Source organism: Microbacterium sp. bgisy207 (assembly GCF_965345035.1).
Taxonomy (GTDB): Bacteria; Actinomycetota; Actinomycetes; order Actinomycetales; family Microbacteriaceae; genus Microbacterium.
On record NZ_CBDRMG010000003.1, the window covers coordinates 104070 to 124190 of the forward strand.

Here is a 20121-nt window from a genome sequence, read left to right on the forward strand (position 1 = left end):
TGTCGGGGTGACCGGAGACCTTCTATCGGGGGTAGCGTTCGAGGACGTGGCCGCGACGATCCGCGCGACCACCTTCCGTGACGACCTCACGGTCCGCGAGATCCCGGCACCGTCGGGTCTGGCCCCCGAGGCGCTCGCCCTGGCTGCGGATGTGCGGGCCGACGCCTCCGGCGACGAGTCAGCGTACGGAACGGGCCGATTCATCCTGCTCCACGACGCGGACGAGCCCGCGCAGTGGAACGGATCGTGGCGCATCGTGTGCTTCGCGCAGGCTCCTCTCGAACCTGAGATCGGCATGGATGCCCTCCTGGCAGACGTGACCTGGTCGTGGCTCACGGACGCCCTGCAGGCGCACACGGCGACCTATCACTCCCCCTCGGGAACCGCGACCAAGACCCTCTCCAAGGGGTTCGGCACGCTCGCCGCCGAAGGGGACGGCGCACAGATCGAGCTACGTGCGTCGTGGACACCGACGGCAAACCTCGGAGCGCACGTCGAAGCCTGGGCGGAACTGGTCTGCATGCTCGCCGGTCTGCCTCCGGGGTCGGAGCAGATCGCGACAGTCACCTCGCGCCGGGTGAGCCGTGGCTGAATACACCGTGATCACGGATGCCGCGGGTCTGGAGGCAGCAGCCGCACGCCTCACAGATGGCGAGGGGCCCGTGGCAGTCGACGTCGAGCGAGCCTCCGGCTTCCGCTACTCCCAGCGGGCGTACCTCATTCAGCTGTTTCGCCGGGGCACAGGCGTCATCCTCATCGACCCGCCAGCGATCGGTGGTGGCTTCTCCTCGCTGCAGCACGCGATAGGACGCGTGGAATGGGTGTTCCACGCGGCCAGCCAAGACCTCCCCTCGCTTCGCGAGCTCGGGTTGGAGCCCCCGTCGCTGTTCGACACCGAACTGGCCTCGAGACTGCTCGGTCGCGAGCGCGTAGGACTCGGCGCTGTCGTCGAAGAGACCCTGGGGATCACGCTGGCCAAGGCGCATTCGGCATCCGATTGGTCGACCCGGCCGCTCCCTCAGGAGTGGCTCGAGTATGCCGCACACGACGTCGAGTACTTGATCGATGTTCGCGACATCCTCGCCGGGCAACTCGCTGATGCGGGCAAGACGGACTTCGCTGCACAAGAGTTCGCCGCGGTCCTCACCCGCGAGCCCAAGCCGCCCCGGGAGGATCCGTGGCGGCGCCTGAGCGGTCTGCACACGGTGAAGGGCCGGCGAGGGCTCGCCATCGCCCGTGCCCTGTGGCTGGCGCGCGAGGAGCTTGCGATCGCTCAGGATGTGGCCCCGGGCCGACTCGTGCCCGACCGAGCACTCGTCGCTGCCATTCTCGCCGACCCGCAGAGCAAGCAGCAGTTGGCGGCGGTCAAGGCGTTCACCGGACGGGCCAGCCGCTCGGAACTCGACCGCTGGTGGGCCGCGTTCGAGGCAGGCCGAGCAGCCACCGAGCTGCCACCCGACCGCGTGCGGGGCACTGATCCGATCCCGCCGGTTCGCGCCTGGGCGGACCGCGCTCCCGAAGCTGACGCGCGGCTCAAGGCCGCGAAGCCCCGTGTCGACGAACGTGCAACGAGCCTGGCGATGCCCGTCGAGAACCTGCTCACCCCGGAGCTGCTCCGACGCGTCGCGTGGTCACCTCCGGCCCCAGTCGATCCGGAGACGATCGGGCAGGCGCTCGCTGCACTGGGAGCGCGGCCGTGGCAGATTGAGCAGACTGCACAGGTGATCGCCCAAGCCTTTGTGGAATCCGAGCAAGCTCCGACAGAGGCGTCGGAGAGCGGTTCGTAGGTTCGACCCAAGCGATTCCCCCTGGATTTGGCCCCCTCTTAGGCTGGCCTCATTCCCAATTCTTTGGAGGCAGAGTGGCCGAAATGTCGGACGTCTTCTTCGTCGACGGTATGCGGACCCCATTCGGGCGCGCGGGCGAGAAGGGCATGTACTGGAACACCCGCGCCGATGACCTCGCGGTCAAGGCGATCATCGGGCTGATGGAACGCAACCCTGAGGTCCCGAAGGACCGCATCGATGACGTGGCCATCGCCGCGACGTCACAGACAGGAGACCAGGGCCTCACCCTCGGCAGGTCAGCCGCGATCCTCGCCGGCCTGCCGATGACCGTCCCCGGCTTCGCCATCGACCGGATGTGCGCGGGCGCGATGACGAGCGTGACCACGATGGCTGGATCGATCGGCTTCGGGATGTACGACCTCGCGATCGCCGGCGGCGTGGAGCACATGGGTCGGCACCCGATCGGCTCGAATGCGGACCCGAATCCTCGATTCGTCGCCGAGAAAATGGTCGACCCGGGCGCGCTGAACATGGGAGTGACCGCCGAGCGGTTGCACGACCGATTCCCGCAGCTCACGAAGGAGCGCGCCGACCGCTTCGGCATGCTCAGCCAGCAGAAGGCTCAGGCGGCGTACGACGCCGGGAAGATCCAGCCCGACCTCGTCCCCGTGGCGATCCGGAACGCCGAGGGCGCGTGGGGGCTCGCGACCGAAGACGAAGGCCGTCGACCCGAGACGACCATGGAAGGCCTCGCCGCGTTGAAGACCCCGTTCCGACCGCACGGTCGGGTGACCGCCGGTACGTCCTCGCCGCTCACGGACGGCGCGACGATGGGGCTGTTGGCCAGTGGTGACGCGGTGCGCCAGCTCGGGCTCGCACCGAAGATGCGACTTGTGTCGTTCGCCTTCGCAGGCGTACAGCCAGAGATCATGGGCATCGGTCCCATCCCCTCGACTGAGAAGGCGCTGCAGAAGGCAGGCCTGACGATCGATGACATCGGCTTGTTCGAACTGAACGAGGCGTTCGCCGTGCAGGTGCTGTCGCTGCTCGACCACTTCGGTATCGCGGATGACGACCCCCGGGTCAACCAATGGGGCGGAGCGATCGCGCTCGGGCATCCGTTGGCGGCGTCCGGCGTTCGCCTGATGATTCAGCTCGCTGCGCAGTTCGCTGAACGCCCGGACGTCCGCTACGGCTTGACCGCCATGTGCGTGGGCCTCGGTCAGGGAGGCTCCGTCGTCTGGGAGAACCCGCACTACACCGGCAAGAAGAAGAAGTAGGTGTTCGTCGACATGACCAACTATGACGAGATCGACTTCTCGCCCCTGGACGCGCTGACCGACGGCGAGGTCATCACGCATTCGCGCGTGACCGACGTGCGCCTTGGTTCGGGCAGGGTCCTCGCCCTCATCACCCTCGACAACGGGCGAGACCACACTCGCCCCAACACCCTTGGACCGGCAACGCTGAAAGAGCTCGGAGAGACACTCGACGCACTCACCGCGCGCGCCGCTGCCGGCGAGATCCACGCCGTCGGAGTGACCGGGAAGCAGTACATCCTCGCCGCGGGTGCCGACCTCAGCGATGTCTCCCGAGTGCCCTCGAAAGAGATCGCGAAGCTGGTCGCGCAGCGGGGGCACCAGGTTCTCGGGAAGCTGTCGAGCCTCGGCGTGCCATCGTTCGCGTTCGTCAACGGGCTCGCACTCGGGGGTGGCCTCGAGATCGCCTTGAACTCCACCTACCGCACCGTGGATGCGTCCGCCGCTGCCATCGCCTTGCCCGAGGTCTTCCTCGGACTCATCCCGGGATGGGGCGGGGCCTATCTGCTCCCCAACCTGATCGGCATTGAGAACGCGCTGGAAGTGGTCATTTCCAATCCGCTGAAGCAGAACCGCGTGCTCAAGCCGCAGCAGGCCTTCGACCTGGGCATCGTGGATGCCATCTTCCCCGCCGCGAACTACCTCGAGGACTCGCTGCGCTGGGCCGATGGCGTTCTCTCCGGCAGGATCAAGGTGGAGCGCAAGAACGAGCCGGGCAAGATCGAGCGGCTGACGAAGTGGCCCATCGCGATCAAGATGGCCCGGGGAATGCTCGAGAACCGAATCGGGACCGTTCCCCGCTCGCCGTACGTCGCGCTCGACCTGCTCGACAAGGCCAAGAGCGGCACGAGGGCAGAGGGCTTCGCCCGCGAGGATGAGGCGCTGACCGATCTCATCACCGGCGACCAGTTCGCCGCATCCATGTACGCCTTCGATCTCGTCCAGAAGCGCGCCAAGCGCCCCGTCGGTGCGCCCGACAAGGCGCTGGCCAAGAAGGTGCAGAAGGTCGGCATCATCGGCGCCGGCCTCATGGCGAGCCAATTCGCGCTGCTGTTCGTCCGAAAGCTCCAGGTCCCGGTGCTCATCACAGACCTCGACCAGGCGCGCGTCGACAAGGGTCTCAGCTACATTCGCGAGGAGATCGCCAAGCTCGAACAGAAGGGCCGCCTCGACGCTGACGGAGCGAACCGCCTCCGCGCGCTGATCCACGGGACGACCGACAAGAGCGAGTATGCCGATTGCGACTTCGTGATCGAGGCCGTGTTCGAAGAGGTCGGCGTGAAGCAGCAGGTGTTCGGCGAGATCGAGCAGATCGTCGCGGAGGACGCGATCCTCGCGACGAACACCTCGTCGCTGTCGGTCGAGGAGATCGGAGCGAAGCTCGCACACCCCGAGCGGCTCGTCGGCTTCCACTTCTTCAACCCGGTTGCGGTCATGCCGCTTATCGAGATCGTGAAGACCCCCCGCACCGACGAGGCTGCACTGTCCACCGCCTTCGTCGTGGCGAAGGGTCTCGGCAAGAACGCCGTGCTCACCGCTGATGCCCCCGGTTTCGTCGTCAACCGTCTCCTCGCGAAGGTCATGGGAGAGGCAGCTCGCGCCGTCTACGAGGGCACGCCGCTGTTGAGCGTCGAGAAGGCCTTCGGTCCTCTCGGACTGCCGATGACGCCGTTCCAGCTCATCGACCTGGTCGGGTGGAAGGTCGCTGCACACGTGCAGGACACGATGGCGACAGCCTTCCCGGACCGGTTCTACGCCAACGCCAACTTCCACGAACTGGCCGAACTGCCGGACGTCGTCGAGAAGGACAAGAACGGAAAGGTCACCGGCTGGACGAAGGCCGCTGAGAAGCTCCTCAAGCCGGCAGTGGGCACAGCGCCCGCGGCCGAGGACGAGATCCTTCGCCGCGTCCAGGACGGCCTTGCGCAGGAGATTCGGATCATGCTCGATGAGGGCGTCGTACCCGAGGTCGAAGACATCGATCTGTGCCTCATTCTCGGCGCGGGCTGGCCGTTCATCGACGGCGGCGCGTCACCGTACCTCGATCGCGAGGGTGCGTCCCAGCGCGTCTTCGGCGGCACCTTCCACGAACCCCCGATCCGGGGAATTGCGTCCGCCAGCTGACCGTCACGCACAGAGCAGGGGCGCGGATGTGGCGTCCGGACCCCTCCTCTGTGCCGTCAGCCCGGCTACTCGCGCCCGCGCGTGAGTTCCGCGATCAGATCGGCGCCGTTCTCGGCGCGACGTGCGATCGGAATCCTGGTGCCGAGGACCTGAGAGACGACATCCTGCGCGATCTTGCTCGCCACAAGTCCCGCATCCTCAAGGATCTGCTCCCGGCTCGCGTGCGGGATGAACTCGTCAGGCAGGCCGAGCTCGTCCACCGCGGTGTCGACGCCGGCTTCGCGAAGCACCTGACGTACTCGGGTCCCGATGCCGCCGACGCGGATGCCGTCTTCGAGAGTGATCACCAGACGGTGGGCGGCGGCCAGGTCAACGATGGAGGGTTGCACCGGAATGACCCAACGGGGGTCGACGACGGTCGCGCCGATCCCCTGCGCGCGCAGCCTGCTCGCGACGTCCATCGCGATGTGCGCCATGGGACCGATCCCGACGAGCAGAACATCCTCGGCCCCGCCGCGCGCGAGCACGTCGACACCGTCGGGGAGACGTTCGAGTGCGGGAAGGTCGGGAAGCACCGCGCCTTTGGGAAAGCGCACGACAGTCGGCGCATCCGACACCGCGACAGCTTCGCGGAACTCCTCGCGCAGTCGGTCCGCGTCGCGGGGCGCCGCAATACGGATGCCGGGTACGAGCTGCAGCATCGCGAGATCCCACACGCCGTGATGGCTCGGACCGTCGGGGCCGGTGACGCCCGCGCGGTCCAGGACGAACGTGACGCCGGCCCGGTGGAGCGCGACGTCCATCATGACCTGATCGAAGGCGCGATTCATGAAGGTCGCGTAGATCGCCACGACGGGGTGCAGACCGCCGAAGGCGAGACCGGCAGCCGACGCCGCGGCGTGCTGCTCCGCGATGCCGACGTCGTAGACCCGCTGCGGGAATCGCTCGGCAAACGGCTGCAGTCCGGTCGGCCGCAGCATCGCCGCGGTGATCGCGATGACATCCTCCCGCTCCGCGCCGACCTCGACGAGCTCGTTCGCGAAGACATCAGTCCAGGCCGGTGACGAGGATCCGCCGACCGGTTCGCCCGATACAGGGTCGATGCGCCCCACCGCGTGGAACTGATCGGCCACGTCGCGGAGGGCAGGTTCGTAGCCGCGGCCCTTCTCGGTGATCGCGTGCACGATCACCGGTGCGCCGTGCTCCTTCGCGAGCTCCAAGGTCTCGAGCAGCATCGGCAGGTCGTGGCCGTCGACCGGTCCAAGGTACTTGATGTCGAGATTCGAGTAGAGAGCCTCGTTGTTGGTGAAGCGCGAGAGGAAGCCGCGCGTCCCCCCGCGTACTCCCCGGTAGAAGGCGCGAGCGGCGGGGCCGAGCCGGCTCGAGAGGCGGTCGGAGCGGCGACGGAGCGTCTCGTAGCTGGATGCCGTGCGCACGCGGTTCAGGTAGCGCGCCATGCCGCCGATGGTCGGCGCGTACGAGCGGCCATTGTCGTTGACGACGATCACCAGGTTGCGGTCATTGTCGTCGGAGATGTTGTTGAGCGCTTCCCACGTCATGCCACCTGTGAGGGAGCCGTCCCCCACCACTGCCACAACATGCCGGTCGCGACGCCCGGTGCGCGCGAAGGCCCGGGAGATGCCATCCGCCCAGCTGAGCGAACTCGACGCGTGGGAGGACTCGACGACGTCGTGCTCGCTCTCCGATCGCTGCGGATAGCCGGCAAGGCCATCGCGACTGCGCAGGTGCGAGAAGTCCTGCCGACCCGTGAGCAGCTTATGCACGTACGACTGGTGTCCGGTGTCGAAGATGATGGGGTCATCCGGCGACGAGAAGACGCGGTGAAGCGCGATCGTCAACTCGACGACACCCAGGTTCGGACCCAGATGACCGCCCGTGCGGGCGACGTTCTCGATGAGGAACGCGCGCACCTCTGCGGCGAGATCTGCAAGCTGGTCTGTCGTCAGAGCATCCAGATCCCGCGGCGAGCGGATCGTGGGCAGCAGAGCCATCTCACTCCTCCCGTCGGCCGCCACCGCACATCCGATGACGTCTGGCAAGTCTATCGACCGGCTGCGGGGCGGGATCGAGCACCACGGTGTTTCGATTCCGCCCCGCACGCCTGGCGCGATCGCGGGGGCGCAGCGTCAGACGAGCGACCGCAGCACGTACTGGAGGATCCCGCCGTTGCGGTAGTAGTCCGCTTCTCCCGGCGTGTCGATCCGTACGATGGCGTCGAACTCGATCGTCTGTTTGCCCTCCGGGGAGAACTCGCTCGGCTCCGCGGTCACGTGCACCGTCTTGGGCGTCACGCCCTCATTGAGCTGCTCGAGGCCGGTGATGCTGATGATCTCGGTGCCGTCCAGCCCGAGCGACTTCCAGCTCTCGCCGGCCGGGAACTGCAGCGGCACAACTCCCATCCCGATGAGGTTGGAGCGGTGGATGCGCTCGAAGCTCTCGGTGATGACGGCCTTCACGCCGAGGAGATTGGTGCCCTTGGCCGCCCAGTCGCGCGACGACCCCGACCCGTATTCCTTGCCGCCGAGGACGACGAGCGGGATCCCCTGAGCCTGATAGTTCATGCAGGCGTCGTAGATGTAGGACTGCGGCCCGCCCGGCTTGGTGAAGTCGCGGGTGTAGCCGCCCTCGACGATCTGGCCGTCGTTGACGGCCGCCACCAACTCGTTCTTGAGTCGGATGTTCGCGAAGGTTCCGCGAATCATCACTTCGTGATTTCCACGCCGGGACCCGTAGGAGTTGAAGTCCTTCTGCGCGACGCCGTGCTCGGTCAGGTACTGGGCGGCGGGGGTGCCCGCCTTGATGTTCCCGGCGGGGCTGATGTGGTCCGTCGTGACCGAGTCGCCGAGCGTGGCCATGACGCGCGCGCCGCGGATGTCGGAGACCGGGGTCAGCTCCATCTTCATGCCGTCGAAGTACGGCGCCTTGCGCACGTAGGTCGAGTTCGGGTCCCACTCGAACTGGGCGGCATCCGGCGTCGGAAGACTGCGCCAACGCTCGTCGCCGTCGAACACGGTCGCATACTGCTTGATGAACTGCTCCCGTGAGATCGAGGAATCGATCACGGACTGCACTTCCTCGGTGGTCGGCCAGATGTCCTTCAGGAAGACATCGTTTCCGTCCTTGTCCTTGCCGAGCGGATCTGTCTCGAAGTCGAAGTTCATGGAGCCGGCGAGGGCGTACGCGACGACGAGCGGAGGCGAAGCGAGGTAGTTCATCTTCACGTCGGGGCTGATCCGGCCTTCGAAGTTCCGGTTGCCGGACAGGACTGCCGTCACCGCGAGGTCGTGGTCGTTGATCGCGGTCGAGACTTCTTCGATCAGCGGACCGGAGTTGCCGATACAGATGGTGCAGCCGTAACCGACGGTGTAGAAGCCGAGCGCCTCGAGCGACTTGTCCAGGCCAGAGGATTCGTAGTAGTCGGTGACCACCTTTGAGCCGGGTCCCAGGGTCGTCTTGACCCACGGCTTACGCGTCAGACCCTTCTCGACAGCCTTCTTCGCAAGCAGACCGGCAGCGAGCATGACGGAGGGGTTCGACGTGTTGGTGCACGATGTGATCGCCGCGAGCGTCACGGCGCCATTGTCCAGAACGTAGCTCTGACCTTCCGGGGTCGTCACCTTGACCGGCTTGGATGCGGCCTCCGGGCCACCGGACGAGATGAGGACCTCGTGCGTGTGGCTGTCCTCGTCGCCGGGCTCGCCGCCCGGGTCGGATGCCGGGAACGAACCCTGGGACTCGAGGTCGACGATCGACTCGGACGACGTCGGCGTGGCGTAGTTCAGAATGTCTTTCTGGAACTGGGCCTTCGCCTCCGACAGCAGGATGCGGTCCTGCGGGCGCTTCGGGCCCGCGATGGACGGCACGACCGTACCCAGATCGAGCTCCATGTACTCGCTGAAGACGAGCTCCCGCGCGGGGTCGTGCCACATCGCCTGCAGCTTCGCGTATGCCTCGACGAGCGCGACGGTCTGCTCGTCCCGGCCCGTGAGCCGGAGGTACTCGAGCGTCACGTCATCGATCGGGAACATCGCCGCAGTGGAGCCGAACTCGGGGCTCATGTTGCCGATCGTCGCGCGATTGGCAAGCGGCACCGATGCGACGCCCTCACCGTAGAACTCGACGAACTTTCCGACAACGCCGTGCTTGCGGAGCATGTCTGTGATCGTCAGAACAACGTCGGTTGCCGTTACGCCCGCCGGGATCGAACCGGTGAGCTTGAATCCCACGACGCGCGGGATGAGCATCGACACGGGCTGGCCGAGCATCGCGGCCTCGGCCTCGATACCGCCGACTCCCCAGCCAAGAACGCCGAGGCCGTTGACCATCGTGGTGTGCGAGTCGGTGCCGACGCAGGTGTCGGGGTAGGCGCGAAGGACGCCACCGACCTCGCGGTCGTATACGACCTTGGCCAGGTGCTCGATGTTCACCTGGTGCACGATGCCGGTGCCGGGAGGAACCACCTTGAAGTCGTCGAACGCCGTCTGCCCCCAGCGCAGGAACTGGTACCGCTCGCCGTTGCGCTCGTACTCAATCTCGACATTACGCTCGAGCGCGTTCGGCGTACCGAACAGGTCGGCGATGACGGAGTGGTCGATCACCATCTCCGCAGGCGAGAGAGGATTGATCTTCGCCGGGTCGCCGCCGAGTTCGGCAACGGCCTCGCGCATGGTGGCCAGGTCGACGATGCAGGGAACTCCGGTGAAGTCCTGCATCACGACGCGCGCCGGCGTGAACTGGATCTCGGTGTCGGGCTCCGCGTTCGGGTCCCAGGAACCGAGTGCTTCGATCTGTTCCTTCGTGACGTTCGCACCGTCTTCGGTGCGCAGCAGGTTCTCCAGAAGAACCTTGAGGCTGAACGGAAGCTTCTCGTATCCGGCGACGGAGTCGATCCGGAAAATCTCGTAGTCGGTCTCCCCGACTGTCAGTGTGCTCTTGGCACCGAAGCTGTCAACGGTGGACATGTGTGCTCCTTCGTCGGCGGAGGCGGGCAGCCGTGCGCTCCCCATCTTGTTCGTCCCCCCCAAGGCCTGCCAGCAAGGTGAGCCTTACTCGCCTGGGAGAGAAAAGTATCTTGACGTCGAGATAAATCCTATCACTCGGTCCGACTCGGATACAGCACGCGCACGACGAGCCAGGTGACCGCGATGAGGGGCGCGAACAGCGGGATGCCCATCAGCAGCTTCGTCGTCCCGAGCGCGGTCACGTCCCCGGCGAAGTAGAACGGCAATTGGACGATCAGACGAGCCGCGAACAGCGCCGCCCACGCGATCGCGAGCCAGAAGAAGACCCGGCGCTTGCGCGGATCGCGTCTCCATGCCGTCCCCTCCCCCATGAGGAAGCCCACGGCAAGGCCGATGAGTGACCAACCGACCAGAGCCGACACCAGGAACGCCGATCCGTACACCCCGTTGGTGATGAAACCGAGGACGAAATTGTCCTCGGCCCGGCCGGTCCACAGAGCAAGCGCCGCGGCGGCCGCGGCAGCGATCAATCCCCCGAGCGCGGCGTTGACGGAAGAACGGGCGATGAGGCGCACGGCCGTGAACACGACTGCCAATCCGACAGACACCCCCAGCGCGAGCAGCAGCTCACTAGTGAGCGTGTAGAGCACGAGGAACGCGAGGCTCGGCAGCACCGACTCGAGGATGCCGCGCCAGCCTCCGATGGCGGCCCATACCGCGCGCCGCGCGGTCACGTCCTGCGCCGGATCCAGGCCTGCCCGACGCGCAGCCTCGCCGAGAGCGGCGCTCACGGCATCCGAGACTCGGGGCTGCTCGTCGCCGGAGACCGGCTGAGCACTGCCCGGTTCGTGCGCCGGGGCCTGTTCGCGTTCGCCGCCGGTGTTCACGCGTTGCCCGGTGTGGCCGGCATCCGCAGCGGAATCAGGTCACGAGGGGGCATGGGTGTCGTGCCCCGTACGACGACGATCGAGCGGAAGAGGTCTTCGACCTGAGCGGCAGCATCGATGTCCGTCGCCGCCGCACCGCCGATGACCCCGCGCAGGAACCACCGAGGTCCGTCGACACCCACGAAACGCGCGATGCGCGTTCCTGCCGAGGGATCCGTGCCGGCGATGACCGGCACCTCGGCCAGCAGCTCCGGTCCGAGCGCACCCTGGCGCTCCTCGACGCGCCCGCCCTGCTGGCGGATCTGAGCTCGGATCTGCTCCCGGGTCTCGTTCCACAGGCCCGTCGACCGAGGAGCCGCGAACGCCTGGACCTGAAGGGTCGAGCCGGCGTAGTCGAGACCGACAGCGACGATGCGCTTGGTCTGTTCCTCCACCTCCAGGCGCAGGTTCAACCCCTCCCGCGGCAGGATCTTGACCGCGCCGAGGTCGATGTAGGGGCGAACGGCGCGGGCCTCAGCTTCGTCGAAAGGCCCCGACTGCTCACGGTCGGCCGGAGCGGACTTGGCATCCTTCTCGGCGCCGTCTGCTGCCCCTTCGGCGGCCTGACCGTCGATCTGCTCCGTCATTGCGCACTCCGTTCCATGCCGTCAACGGTACCGCCGACGTAACCGGTCGAGCCGAAACCGCCCTCACCGCGCACACTCTCGGGCAGCTGCTCCACGGGGACGAACCGCGCGACGGTCACGGGCATCACGATCATCTGCGCGATGCGGTCCCCGACGGCGATCTCATACGCGTCACGCGAGTCAGTGTTGAGCAGACACACCTTGATCTCACCGCGGTAACCGGCATCGACAGTGCCGGGCGCGTTGACAACTGTGATGCCGTGCTTGGCCGCGAGCCCGCTGCGCGGTACGACGAACGCCGCGTACCCCTCGGGCAGCGCGATACGCACGCCCGTGCCCACCAGCGCCCGCTCCCCCGGCTCAAGGCGAACGGCCTCCGCGGCGATCAGATCCGCGCCCGCGTCACCGGGGTGGCTGTATGTCGGCAGGTGGGCGGCGATAATGGGGATGTCCACGGATGGGGTCACGCAACGAGGGTAGTGCAGAACACGATGGCGACCACGAGAGTCCAGACCGCAGCTGTCTACCAGGAACGGTTGGGGCCGTCATTGTGGGTGATCGTCTCGGCGGCGGTCCTCGCCCCGATGGCCGCGCTCGTTCTGGCTCCCATCGACACGACAGTCGCGCTCATCGTCGGGGCCGCGGTCGGGATTCTGGCGATCGCCGTTCTGGTGTGGCTGAGTCCCGTAGTCCGCGTTTCTGACGGACGCGTGCGCGCGGGCCGTGCGTGGATCGCCGCACACTTCCTGGGTGAACCCGTCGCCCTCACGGGCGAAGACGCGAGGCTGGCACGCGGGCCCGGCTTGGATGCAACGGCGTGGCACCTGATCCGCGGAGGCATCGACGGTGTTGTCGTCGTTCCCGTTGTCGACCCCGACGATCCCGCGCGCGCATGGGTCATCTCAAGTCGGACGCCGGACCGGCTCGCGGCCGCGATCCGATATGCGAGATCGCCCCACTAGAGAGCCCGTACCGGGGCGCGACCTTCGGTCAGGCCGCGCACTCCTTGCAGATGATCCCCACGGCCTCTTCGTGGTCGACCTGTGACCGGTGCTTCACCAGGAAGCAGCTCGCGCAGGTGAACTCGTCCTGCTGCGGGGGCAGCACGACGACGTCGAGTTCGAGGTCGGAGAGATCCGCGCCGGGCAATTCGAAGCCGGACGGGTTGTCCGAGTCATCGACGTCGACCGAACCCGACATCTTGTCGGGGACCCGCTCCTTGAGCGCCTCGATGGACTCGCTGTCGTCGTCGCTCTTGCGGGGGGCGTCGTAGTCGGTGGCCATTCCTGGGGATCTCTACTTCCGTTACGTGATGCTGTGGTGCGGTGCTGCGGGGCCGCGGTGGGCGGCGATAGTTTGCACGACGGATGCGGATTTCGCAAATGCTCGCACCGTGCGCCGACGTGAACGAAACCGACGGCGCGCGACGGATATTCCCTTGGGCAGCCGGCCGGTGTGTCAGCATGGGGCCGACACGCCGAAGCGGCACGGAAGGAGTGGGGGATGGAACAGCTCAAAGTCATCGCGACGGAAGACGATCAGCTCATCCTCGCCACGGAGTCGGGCGACAGGTTCACGCTCGCGCTCGATGACGCGCTGGCATTCGAGGTGCGCCGGGCACGCCGTGCGCGCGATGCCGACGCCACCGCGGCCAGGCCCAGTCCGCGTGACATCCAGACCCAGATTCGCGCCGGCCTCAGCGCCGAGGAAGTCGCCGAGCTTCTCGGTGCGCGAGTCGAGGACGTGCGCCGGTTCGAGGGCCCCGTGCTCGCTGAACGTGAGCACGTGCTCGCCCAGGCGCTCGCTGTCCCCGTGCTCGTGTCCGCGGAGCTGGAACCCGACGGTGAGTCCACATTCGGCGCCGCCGTTCGCGCCAAGCTCGCCGAGGCAGGCGCAGTCGCCGAACGGTGGAGCAGCTGGAAGGACACGACCGGCTGGGTGATCAAGCTCGAATTCCGAACCGGCGAGGTCGAGCGCGACGCGCGGTGGAGCTTTGACCCCCGCCGCACGACGCTGTCTCCGCTCAACGCGGACGCGACCCAGCTGTCGAGGCAGGGAGCGCTGCCGGAGGGCCTCATCCCCCGGCTTCGCGCGCTGGACCCGTCGCCGTCCAAAGACGATTCGCGCTTCGATTCCGGTGCGTTCGGACCGCGCCGGGACGACGAGCAGGCACGGGAGAACGAGCGTCCCGCCGAGCGCACACCCGAACGGGCGAGCGCCGCCGTCCGGGAGGCTGCGACAAAGCGCGCCGCAGACCCCGTCGTGACGACCTCTCCCGAGACCGCCGATCTTCTCGAAGCCCTGCGTCGCCGGCGCGGACAGCGGGAAGCGGCTCCGGACGCCGCGGCCGAGGATGCCGAACGCGCGCCAGTTGCGCTGTTCGACGCGCTCGAGCCGGGCTATGACGAGACAACGACGCCGCCCGCACCCGTGGCGGAAGAAGAGCCTGCTGACCTCGAGGCCACTCAGCTTTCATCGTCGCGTCGACGTGGTCGGTCATCTCTTCCGACCTGGGATGAGATCGTCTTCGGTGCCCGATCCGATGAGTAGGCGTCAGCCGGCGTAGGCGCCCGCGCGAAGAAGCGGCACGACCGCTTCGTCGAGGGTCAGCGATCCGTGCTGGCCAACCATGCGTTGCGCTGATGTGTCGGCGAGGCGGTTGTCGTAGTATGCGACGCGCGCCCTGGCGGCGATGAGCACATCGCCGATCCGTGGCGCCACGCTCTCGTCGACGGTCCCGAACACGCCCGACGCGATCGCTTCGCCGCGGGTCATGACCCAGGCTCGCTCCCCCTCGGCCGCACGCCACACTCCCGCCACCGCATCCGCAGACTGGGGATGGGTGTAGAGGTGCAGCATTCGGGGCTCCCCCGCGATCTGCGCGACGCCCTCCAACCGGGCGTCTCCGTCGTCGAGGAGCACGTGACGGTGCGCCGAGACATCGACCATGCCGTGATCCGCGGTGATCAGGACACCCGCCTGAGGCGCTGCGCGTACGAGGTCACGCAGCGCCCCGTCCACGCGCTCCAGCTCATCGGTCCAGGCCGCCGACTCCCAGCCGACGCGATGCCCGATTCCGTCGAGCTCGGGGACATAGAGGTAGATGAAGCTCCCCGGATGCTGCGCGGCGACGGCACCAGCCCGCGCGATCCGTTCCCCGACGTCGGAAACCCCGATGAACTCGGCGCCGTCGGTCGTGCCGCGGGTGAAGCCCGTCGTCGCGAAGTCCGGCTTCGAAACGACGTACGCGGACCCCGTCCCGGACGGCGACCGGGTGAGCGGCACGGCGCGCTGCCAGTCATCCGGCAGGTCGCCGTCCTCCCACCCGTGGAGCAGATTCGCGATGCGGCCCGTTTCCGGCACACGGACGCGGTATCCGACCATGCCATGCGCTCCGGGATCGGTGCCGGTCAGCAGCGTCGTGAGCGCACTGGCCGTCGTCGAGGGAAAGGTCGTGCGGGCGATCTCACGCGGACCGGCAAGGCTCGCAAGGAACCGTGCGTGTCCCGCACGCGCGCGCAGCTGCGCCGCTCCCACCCCGTCGAGCATCACAAGGATGGCGCTTCGCGCGGGGCGGAGCCAGTCGCCTGCGCCCTGCAGTGACCGGAACATCTCAGGGACGACGCCGGTGAGGCTCCGGGTTCTCGGCGAGTGCGCAGGTAGTGTGATCGGCATCCAAGCCAGTCTCCCACGCGCCCCTTTCGCGGGGGGCCGAGGTGCGTCCATCCGAGCGCTCGAGGTTTCGTCATGCCGTCTTCCCGTCCCACCACACCCGCCGAGGTCACCGAGCGGATCGAGGATGTCGACGTCGCGGCCGAAATGCAGGGCTCGTTCCTCGAGTACGCCTACTCGGTCATCTACTCGCGCGCGTTGCCGGATGCGCGTGACGGCCTGAAGCCCGTGCAGCGCCGCATTCTCTTCCAAATGGCTGACATGGGGCTTCGCCCCGATCGCGGCCATGTCAAGAGCTCGCGCGTGGTCGGCGAGGTGATGGGGAAGCTTCACCCCCACGGCGACGCCGCGATCTACGACGCGCTTGTGCGTCTGGCACAGCCGTTCTCCCTGCGCGTGCCCCTTGTGGACGGCCACGGCAACTTCGGCTCCCTCGACGACGGGCCGGCGGCGCCCCGATACACCGAGGCGCGGCTCGCTGCGCCGGCGCTCGCGCTGACGGAGAACCTCGACGAGGACGTCGTCGACTTCATCCCGAACTACGACGGGCAGTTTCAACAGCCCGCCGTTCTTCCCGCCGCGTTCCCGAACCTCCTGGTCAACGGAGCCTCGGGGATCGCCGTGGGCATGGCCACCAACATGGCACCGCACAACCTCATCGAAGTGGTCGCGGCTGCCGTGCATCTGCTCGAACACCCCGACGCGAGCGTCGAGGACCTCATGGAGTTCGTCCCCGGGCCCGACTTCCCGTCCGGGGGCATCATCGTCGGCCTCGAGGGCGTCAAGGATGCCTACACGAAAGGCCGCGGCTCCGTCCGCACCCGCGCAAAGGTGTCGATCGAGTCCCTCGGGCCACGGCGGACAGGGCTCGTCGTCACCGAGCTGCCCTACCTCGTGGGGCCCGAGCGCGTCATCGAGAAGATCAAGGATGCCGTCACTTCGAAGAAGCTGCAGGGAATCGCCGACGTCACTGACCTGACGGATCGTCACCGCGGTCTGCAGCTGGTCATCGGTATCAAGACGGGCTTCGATCCGAATGCGGTCCTCGAACAGCTGTACCGTCTCACACCGCTCGAAGACTCCTTCGGCATCAACAACGTCGCTCTCGTCGAGGGGCAACCGCAGACGCTCGGGCTCAAGGAGATGCTCGAGGTCTACGTCGGTCACCGAATCGAGGTCGTGACGCGGCGCAGTCGGCACCGACTCGGCAAGCGGCGTGAGCGGCTGCACCTGGTCGAGGGCCTGCTGATCGCCATCGTCGACATCGACGAGGTCATCCAGGTGATCCGCGGCTCCGACGACGGCGAGCAGGCGCGTACTCGCCTGATGGAGGTCTTCGACCTTTCGCAGCCCCAGGCGGAGTACATCCTCGAGCTGCGACTGCGGCGACTCACGCGGTTCTCCCGCATCGAACTCGAGCAGGAGCGCGACGCGCTCAAGGCGGAGATCGCCGAGCTCGAGGCGTTGCTTGCGAGCGATCGCCTGATCCGCGCACAGGTGGCGACGGAGCTGGATGCCGCCGCCGAAGCGTTCGGGACGCCGCGCCGCACTCTCCTGCTCAACGGCGGTCCGGTCACACCGCGGTCGAGTTCGAAGAAGCCGGTCGATCTACAGATCGCCGACACCCCATGCCGTGTCTTCCTCTCGGCAACCGGGCGTATGGTCCGCGCTGACCTGGACGAGGGCGCGCCCGGCCAAGGAATCGTCTCGCCCACCCGCCGATCGAAGCACGACGCGATTCGAAGCGTCGGAGACGCCACCACCCGCGGACACCTCGGCGCGCTCACCACCCGCGGGCGGCTCGTCCGGTTCACCCCCGTCGACCTCCCGTCCGTGCCGGGCAACGCCGTGCATCTGGCAGCCGGAACCCGGGCAGATCAGTACCTCGGACTGTCAGGCGGCGAGCACGTCGTCGCTCTCGTCCCGCTCGAGGGCACGATCCCGCTCGCCCTGGGTACCGCTCAAGGCGTCGTCAAGCGGGTCCTGCCCACCGAGATCGCTGCCCGCGATGAGATTGAGATCATCGCGCTCAAGCCCGGTGACGTGGTCGTCGGCGGAGCGCTGGCACCGGATGACGCCGAACTGCTGTTCGTCACCGATGACGCACAGCTGCTGCGGTTCGACGCCGGCACGGTGCGGACGCAGGGACGTGCCGCAGGTGGCATGGCAGGCATCCGGCTCGCCTCCGGCGCCAGCGTCATCGGCTTCTCGGTGGTCCCGGCGTCGCAGACAGGTGATGCCGTCGTGGTGACCGTGGCCGGAAGCGCCGGGGCTCTGGCAGGTGCCGACGCCAGTTCCGGAAAGGTCTCCGCGCTCACAGAGTTTCCTCCGAAGGGGCGTGCGACCGGCGGCGTCCGGGCACATCGCTTCCTCAAGGGCGAGGATCGATTGGTGCTGGCATGGGCGGGCTCCGATCCGCGGGCGGTGGCACAAGACGGTGCTCCGCGAACACTTCCCCCCGCGGGCGCCAAGCGTGACGCATCCGGCGTCGCGCTCGAGGCGGGTGTCACCGCGATCGGCACCGTCGTGCGATGACGACCGGGCTGGCGCTCAGGACCCGACCAGTGACGGCGATCAGAGACACTCAGCAACGCGCTCAGCGACCGCGCTCAGCAACCGCGCTCAGGCGTCGATGCGCTCGCGAGCAAGCCGATCGGCGGAATCGATCAGGAACTCACGCCGCGGCGCGACGTCGTTGCCCATGAGCAGTTCGAACACGGATGCGGCGGACTCGGCATCCTGCACCCGCACGCGCCGCAGGGTACGGCCAGCGCGATCCATCGTGGTCGTGGCCAGCTGCTCCGCGTCCATCTCTCCGAGACCCTTGTAGCGCTGGATGGGTTCCTGCCAGGTACGGCCGGCCTTCGTCAGTCGGCTCAGCAGCGCGTGCAGCTCCGCCTCGCTGTAGGTGTAGATCGTCTCGTTCGGTTTCGCACCCGGGTGGCGCACCACCACGCGGTGAAGCGGCGGCACCGCGGCAAACACCCGGCCTTCCTCGATGAGCGGGCGCATGTAGCGGAAGAACAGCGTGAGCAGCAGTGTTCGGATGTGGGCACCGTCCACGTCGGCATCACTCATCAGAATGACCTTGCCGTAACGCGCGGTGCTGATGTCGAAGGATCGTCCTGAGCCGGCGCCGATCACCTGGATGATCGACGCGCACTCCGCGTTCGAGAGCATGTCGCTGATCGACGCCTTCTGCACGTTGAGGATCTTTCCGCGGATCGGGAGCAACGCCTGATATTCGCTGTTTCGCGCGAGCTTGGCGGTGCCCAGCGCCGAGTCGCCCTCGACGATGAACAGCTCTGAGTCCCCGACATCGTTGGAGCGGCAGTCCACGAGTTTGGCAGGAAGCGACGACGATTCCAGGGCGTTCTTGCGCCGCTGCGTCTCCTTGTGGGCGCGAGCGGATATCCGCGCCTTCATCTCGGCGACGACCTTCTCCAGCAGCTGCGAGGTCTGCGCCTTGTCGTCTCGCTTGGACGACGTGAACCTCGCGGTCAACTCGCGTGCGACGACGTTCGAGACGATCTGGCGAACTGCCGGTGTCCCGAGCACCTCTTTGGTCTGGCCCTCGAACTGCGGTTCGGGCACCCGCACGGTGAGCACGACAGTCAAGCCCGCGAGAATGTCGTCCTTGTCGAGCTTGTCATTGCCGACTTTCAGGCGGCGCGCGTTCTGCTCCACCTGCGCGCGGATGACCTTCATCACGCCTGCCTCGAAACCCTGCTGGTGCGTTCCGCCCTTCGGCGTCGCGATGATGTTCACGAATGAGCGCATCGTGGTCTCGTATCCGGTGCCCCAACGCACCGCGACGTCGACCTCGCACGACCGTTCGAGTTCGGTCGGCACCATGGCGCCGGATGACTGCAGAACCGGCACGGTCTCGGTGAATGTCCCGGTGCCCTGCAGTCGCCACGTATCGGTCACTGCCGCGTCCGGGGCGAGGAACTCCGCGAACTCCGAGATGCCGCCGTCGAAACGGTACTCCGTTGTCACGGGCGCCTCGGGATCACGCTCGTCGGTGATCGTGATGGCCAGCCCCGGAACGAGGAACGCGGTCTGCCGGGCACGCTGTTGCAGATCCTCGAGTGAGAACGCGGCGTCACGAGTGAAGATCTGACGGTCGGCCCAGTAGCGGATGCGCGTTCCGGTCACCCCCTTGGGGGTCTTGCCGACCACGCGCAGCGTCGAGCTCTTCTCGAAGGGCGTGAACGCCGCATCCGGTGACGGGCCCGCGAACTCCCCCGGTTCACCGCGGTGGAAGGACATCGCCCACGTCTTGCCGCCCCGGTCGACCTCGACATCGAGGCGCTCCGACAATGCGTTCACGACGGATGCCCCGACGCCGTGCAAGCCACCGGATGCGCTGTACGAGCCGGAACCGAACTTCCCGCCCGCGTGGAGTTTCGTGAAGACGACCTCGACGCCCGACAATCCGGTGCGCGGTTCGATGTCAACGGGGATGCCGCGCGCGCGATCGCGCACCTCGACGCTCCCGTCGGCGTGCAGCACGATCTCGATCGTCGAGCCGTGACCGGCGAGAGCCTCATCGACCGAGTTGTCGATGATCTCCCACAAGCAATGCATCAGGCCCCGAGAGTCGGTGGATCCGATGTACATCCCGGGGCGCTTGCGGACGGCCTCCAGTCCCTCGAGCACCTGGAGGTGATGGGCGGAGTATTCGGCGGTCACAATCGTTCAGACTACGTCGCCCGCACCCC

Annotated in this window: 15 protein-coding genes; 7 read left to right on the forward strand and 8 right to left on the reverse strand. The window is 67.3% G+C overall.

Going from position 1 to position 20121, the window contains the following annotated elements:
• Positions 1-7 precede the first annotated feature (7 nt).
• From ACSGC5_RS03650 to ACSGC5_RS03665, 4 genes are all read left to right on the forward strand, one after another.
• Complete coding sequence (locus tag ACSGC5_RS03650) at positions 8-592, forward strand: DUF3000 family protein (RefSeq protein WP_434969250.1); 585 nt, start codon at positions 8-10, stop codon at positions 590-592.
• Entirely contained in the window at positions 585-1787 is a 1203-nt protein-coding gene (locus ACSGC5_RS03655; RefSeq protein ID WP_434969251.1) for an HRDC domain-containing protein, read from the forward strand. Before ACSGC5_RS03650 ends, ACSGC5_RS03655 begins: the two co-directional genes overlap by 8 nt.
• Positions 1788-1861: 74 nt before the next feature.
• Positions 1862-3067 (forward strand): thiolase family protein, encoded by a 1206-nt coding sequence (locus ACSGC5_RS03660; protein ID WP_434969252.1) that lies wholly within the window; start codon positions 1862-1864, stop codon positions 3065-3067.
• 12 nt (positions 3068-3079) lie between these two features.
• Positions 3080-5230: a 3-hydroxyacyl-CoA dehydrogenase NAD-binding domain-containing protein gene (locus ACSGC5_RS03665; protein WP_434969253.1), complete on the forward strand. Its 2151-nt coding sequence runs from the start codon at positions 3080-3082 to the stop codon at positions 5228-5230.
• A 65-nt stretch (positions 5231-5295) separates the two neighbouring features.
• Here ACSGC5_RS03665 and dxs read toward each other — a convergent pair whose 3' ends face one another.
• The 5 genes from dxs to dut form a co-directional block, all read right to left on the reverse strand.
• Positions 5296-7242, reverse strand: a complete 1947-nt coding sequence (dxs, locus tag ACSGC5_RS03670) for a 1-deoxy-D-xylulose-5-phosphate synthase (protein WP_434969254.1) — start codon at positions 7240-7242, stop codon at positions 5296-5298.
• Positions 7243-7377: 135 nt separating this feature from the next.
• Positions 7378-10212, reverse strand: coding sequence for an aconitate hydratase (locus tag ACSGC5_RS03675; RefSeq protein ID WP_434969255.1), 2835 nt, complete (start codon positions 10210-10212; stop codon positions 7378-7380).
• A 131-nt stretch (positions 10213-10343) separates the two neighbouring features.
• Positions 10344-11099: a DUF3159 domain-containing protein gene (locus ACSGC5_RS03680; protein WP_434969256.1), complete on the reverse strand. Its 756-nt coding sequence runs from the start codon at positions 11097-11099 to the stop codon at positions 10344-10346.
• Positions 11096-11725 carry a DUF3710 domain-containing protein gene (locus ACSGC5_RS03685; protein WP_434969257.1) on the reverse strand — a complete coding sequence of 210 codons (630 nt, stop codon included), beginning with the start codon at positions 11723-11725 and terminating at the stop codon, positions 11096-11098. The genes ACSGC5_RS03680 and ACSGC5_RS03685 overlap by 4 nt, the downstream gene beginning before the upstream one ends.
• Positions 11722-12192 carry a dUTP diphosphatase gene (gene dut / locus ACSGC5_RS03690; RefSeq protein WP_434969258.1) on the reverse strand — a complete coding sequence of 157 codons (471 nt, stop codon included), beginning with the start codon at positions 12190-12192 and terminating at the stop codon, positions 11722-11724. Before dut ends, ACSGC5_RS03685 begins: the two co-directional genes overlap by 4 nt.
• 24 nt (positions 12193-12216) lie before the next feature.
• Between dut and ACSGC5_RS03695 the strand changes: the two genes are divergently transcribed.
• Positions 12217-12687 (forward strand): DUF3093 family protein, encoded by a 471-nt coding sequence (locus ACSGC5_RS03695; RefSeq protein ID WP_434969259.1) that lies wholly within the window; start codon positions 12217-12219, stop codon positions 12685-12687.
• A 28-nt stretch (positions 12688-12715) separates the two neighbouring features.
• On the opposite strand, the gene ACSGC5_RS03700 is transcribed toward ACSGC5_RS03695, so the two are convergent.
• Positions 12716-13009: a DUF4193 domain-containing protein gene (locus ACSGC5_RS03700; RefSeq protein WP_228178831.1), complete on the reverse strand. Its 294-nt coding sequence runs from the start codon at positions 13007-13009 to the stop codon at positions 12716-12718.
• 219 nt (positions 13010-13228) lie between these two features.
• On the opposite strand from ACSGC5_RS03700, the gene sepH reads away from it, so the two are divergent.
• Positions 13229-14275: a septation protein SepH gene (gene sepH / locus ACSGC5_RS03705; RefSeq protein ID WP_434969260.1), complete on the forward strand. Its 1047-nt coding sequence runs from the start codon at positions 13229-13231 to the stop codon at positions 14273-14275.
• Between the two features lie 3 nt (positions 14276-14278).
• On the opposite strand, the gene ACSGC5_RS03710 is transcribed toward sepH, so the two are convergent.
• Positions 14279-15400, reverse strand: a complete 1122-nt coding sequence (locus ACSGC5_RS03710; RefSeq protein WP_434969261.1) for an alkaline phosphatase family protein — start codon at positions 15398-15400, stop codon at positions 14279-14281.
• Positions 15401-15472: 72 nt separating this feature from the next.
• On the opposite strand from ACSGC5_RS03710, the gene ACSGC5_RS03715 reads away from it, so the two are divergent.
• Positions 15473-17932 carry a DNA gyrase/topoisomerase IV subunit A gene (locus ACSGC5_RS03715; RefSeq protein WP_434969262.1) on the forward strand — a complete coding sequence of 820 codons (2460 nt, stop codon included), beginning with the start codon at positions 15473-15475 and terminating at the stop codon, positions 17930-17932.
• A gap of 87 nt (positions 17933-18019) precedes the next feature.
• On the opposite strand, the gene ACSGC5_RS03720 is transcribed toward ACSGC5_RS03715, so the two are convergent.
• Positions 18020-20092 (reverse strand): DNA gyrase/topoisomerase IV subunit B, encoded by a 2073-nt coding sequence (locus tag ACSGC5_RS03720; protein ID WP_434969263.1) that lies wholly within the window; start codon positions 20090-20092, stop codon positions 18020-18022.
• Positions 20093-20121 lie beyond the last annotated feature (29 nt).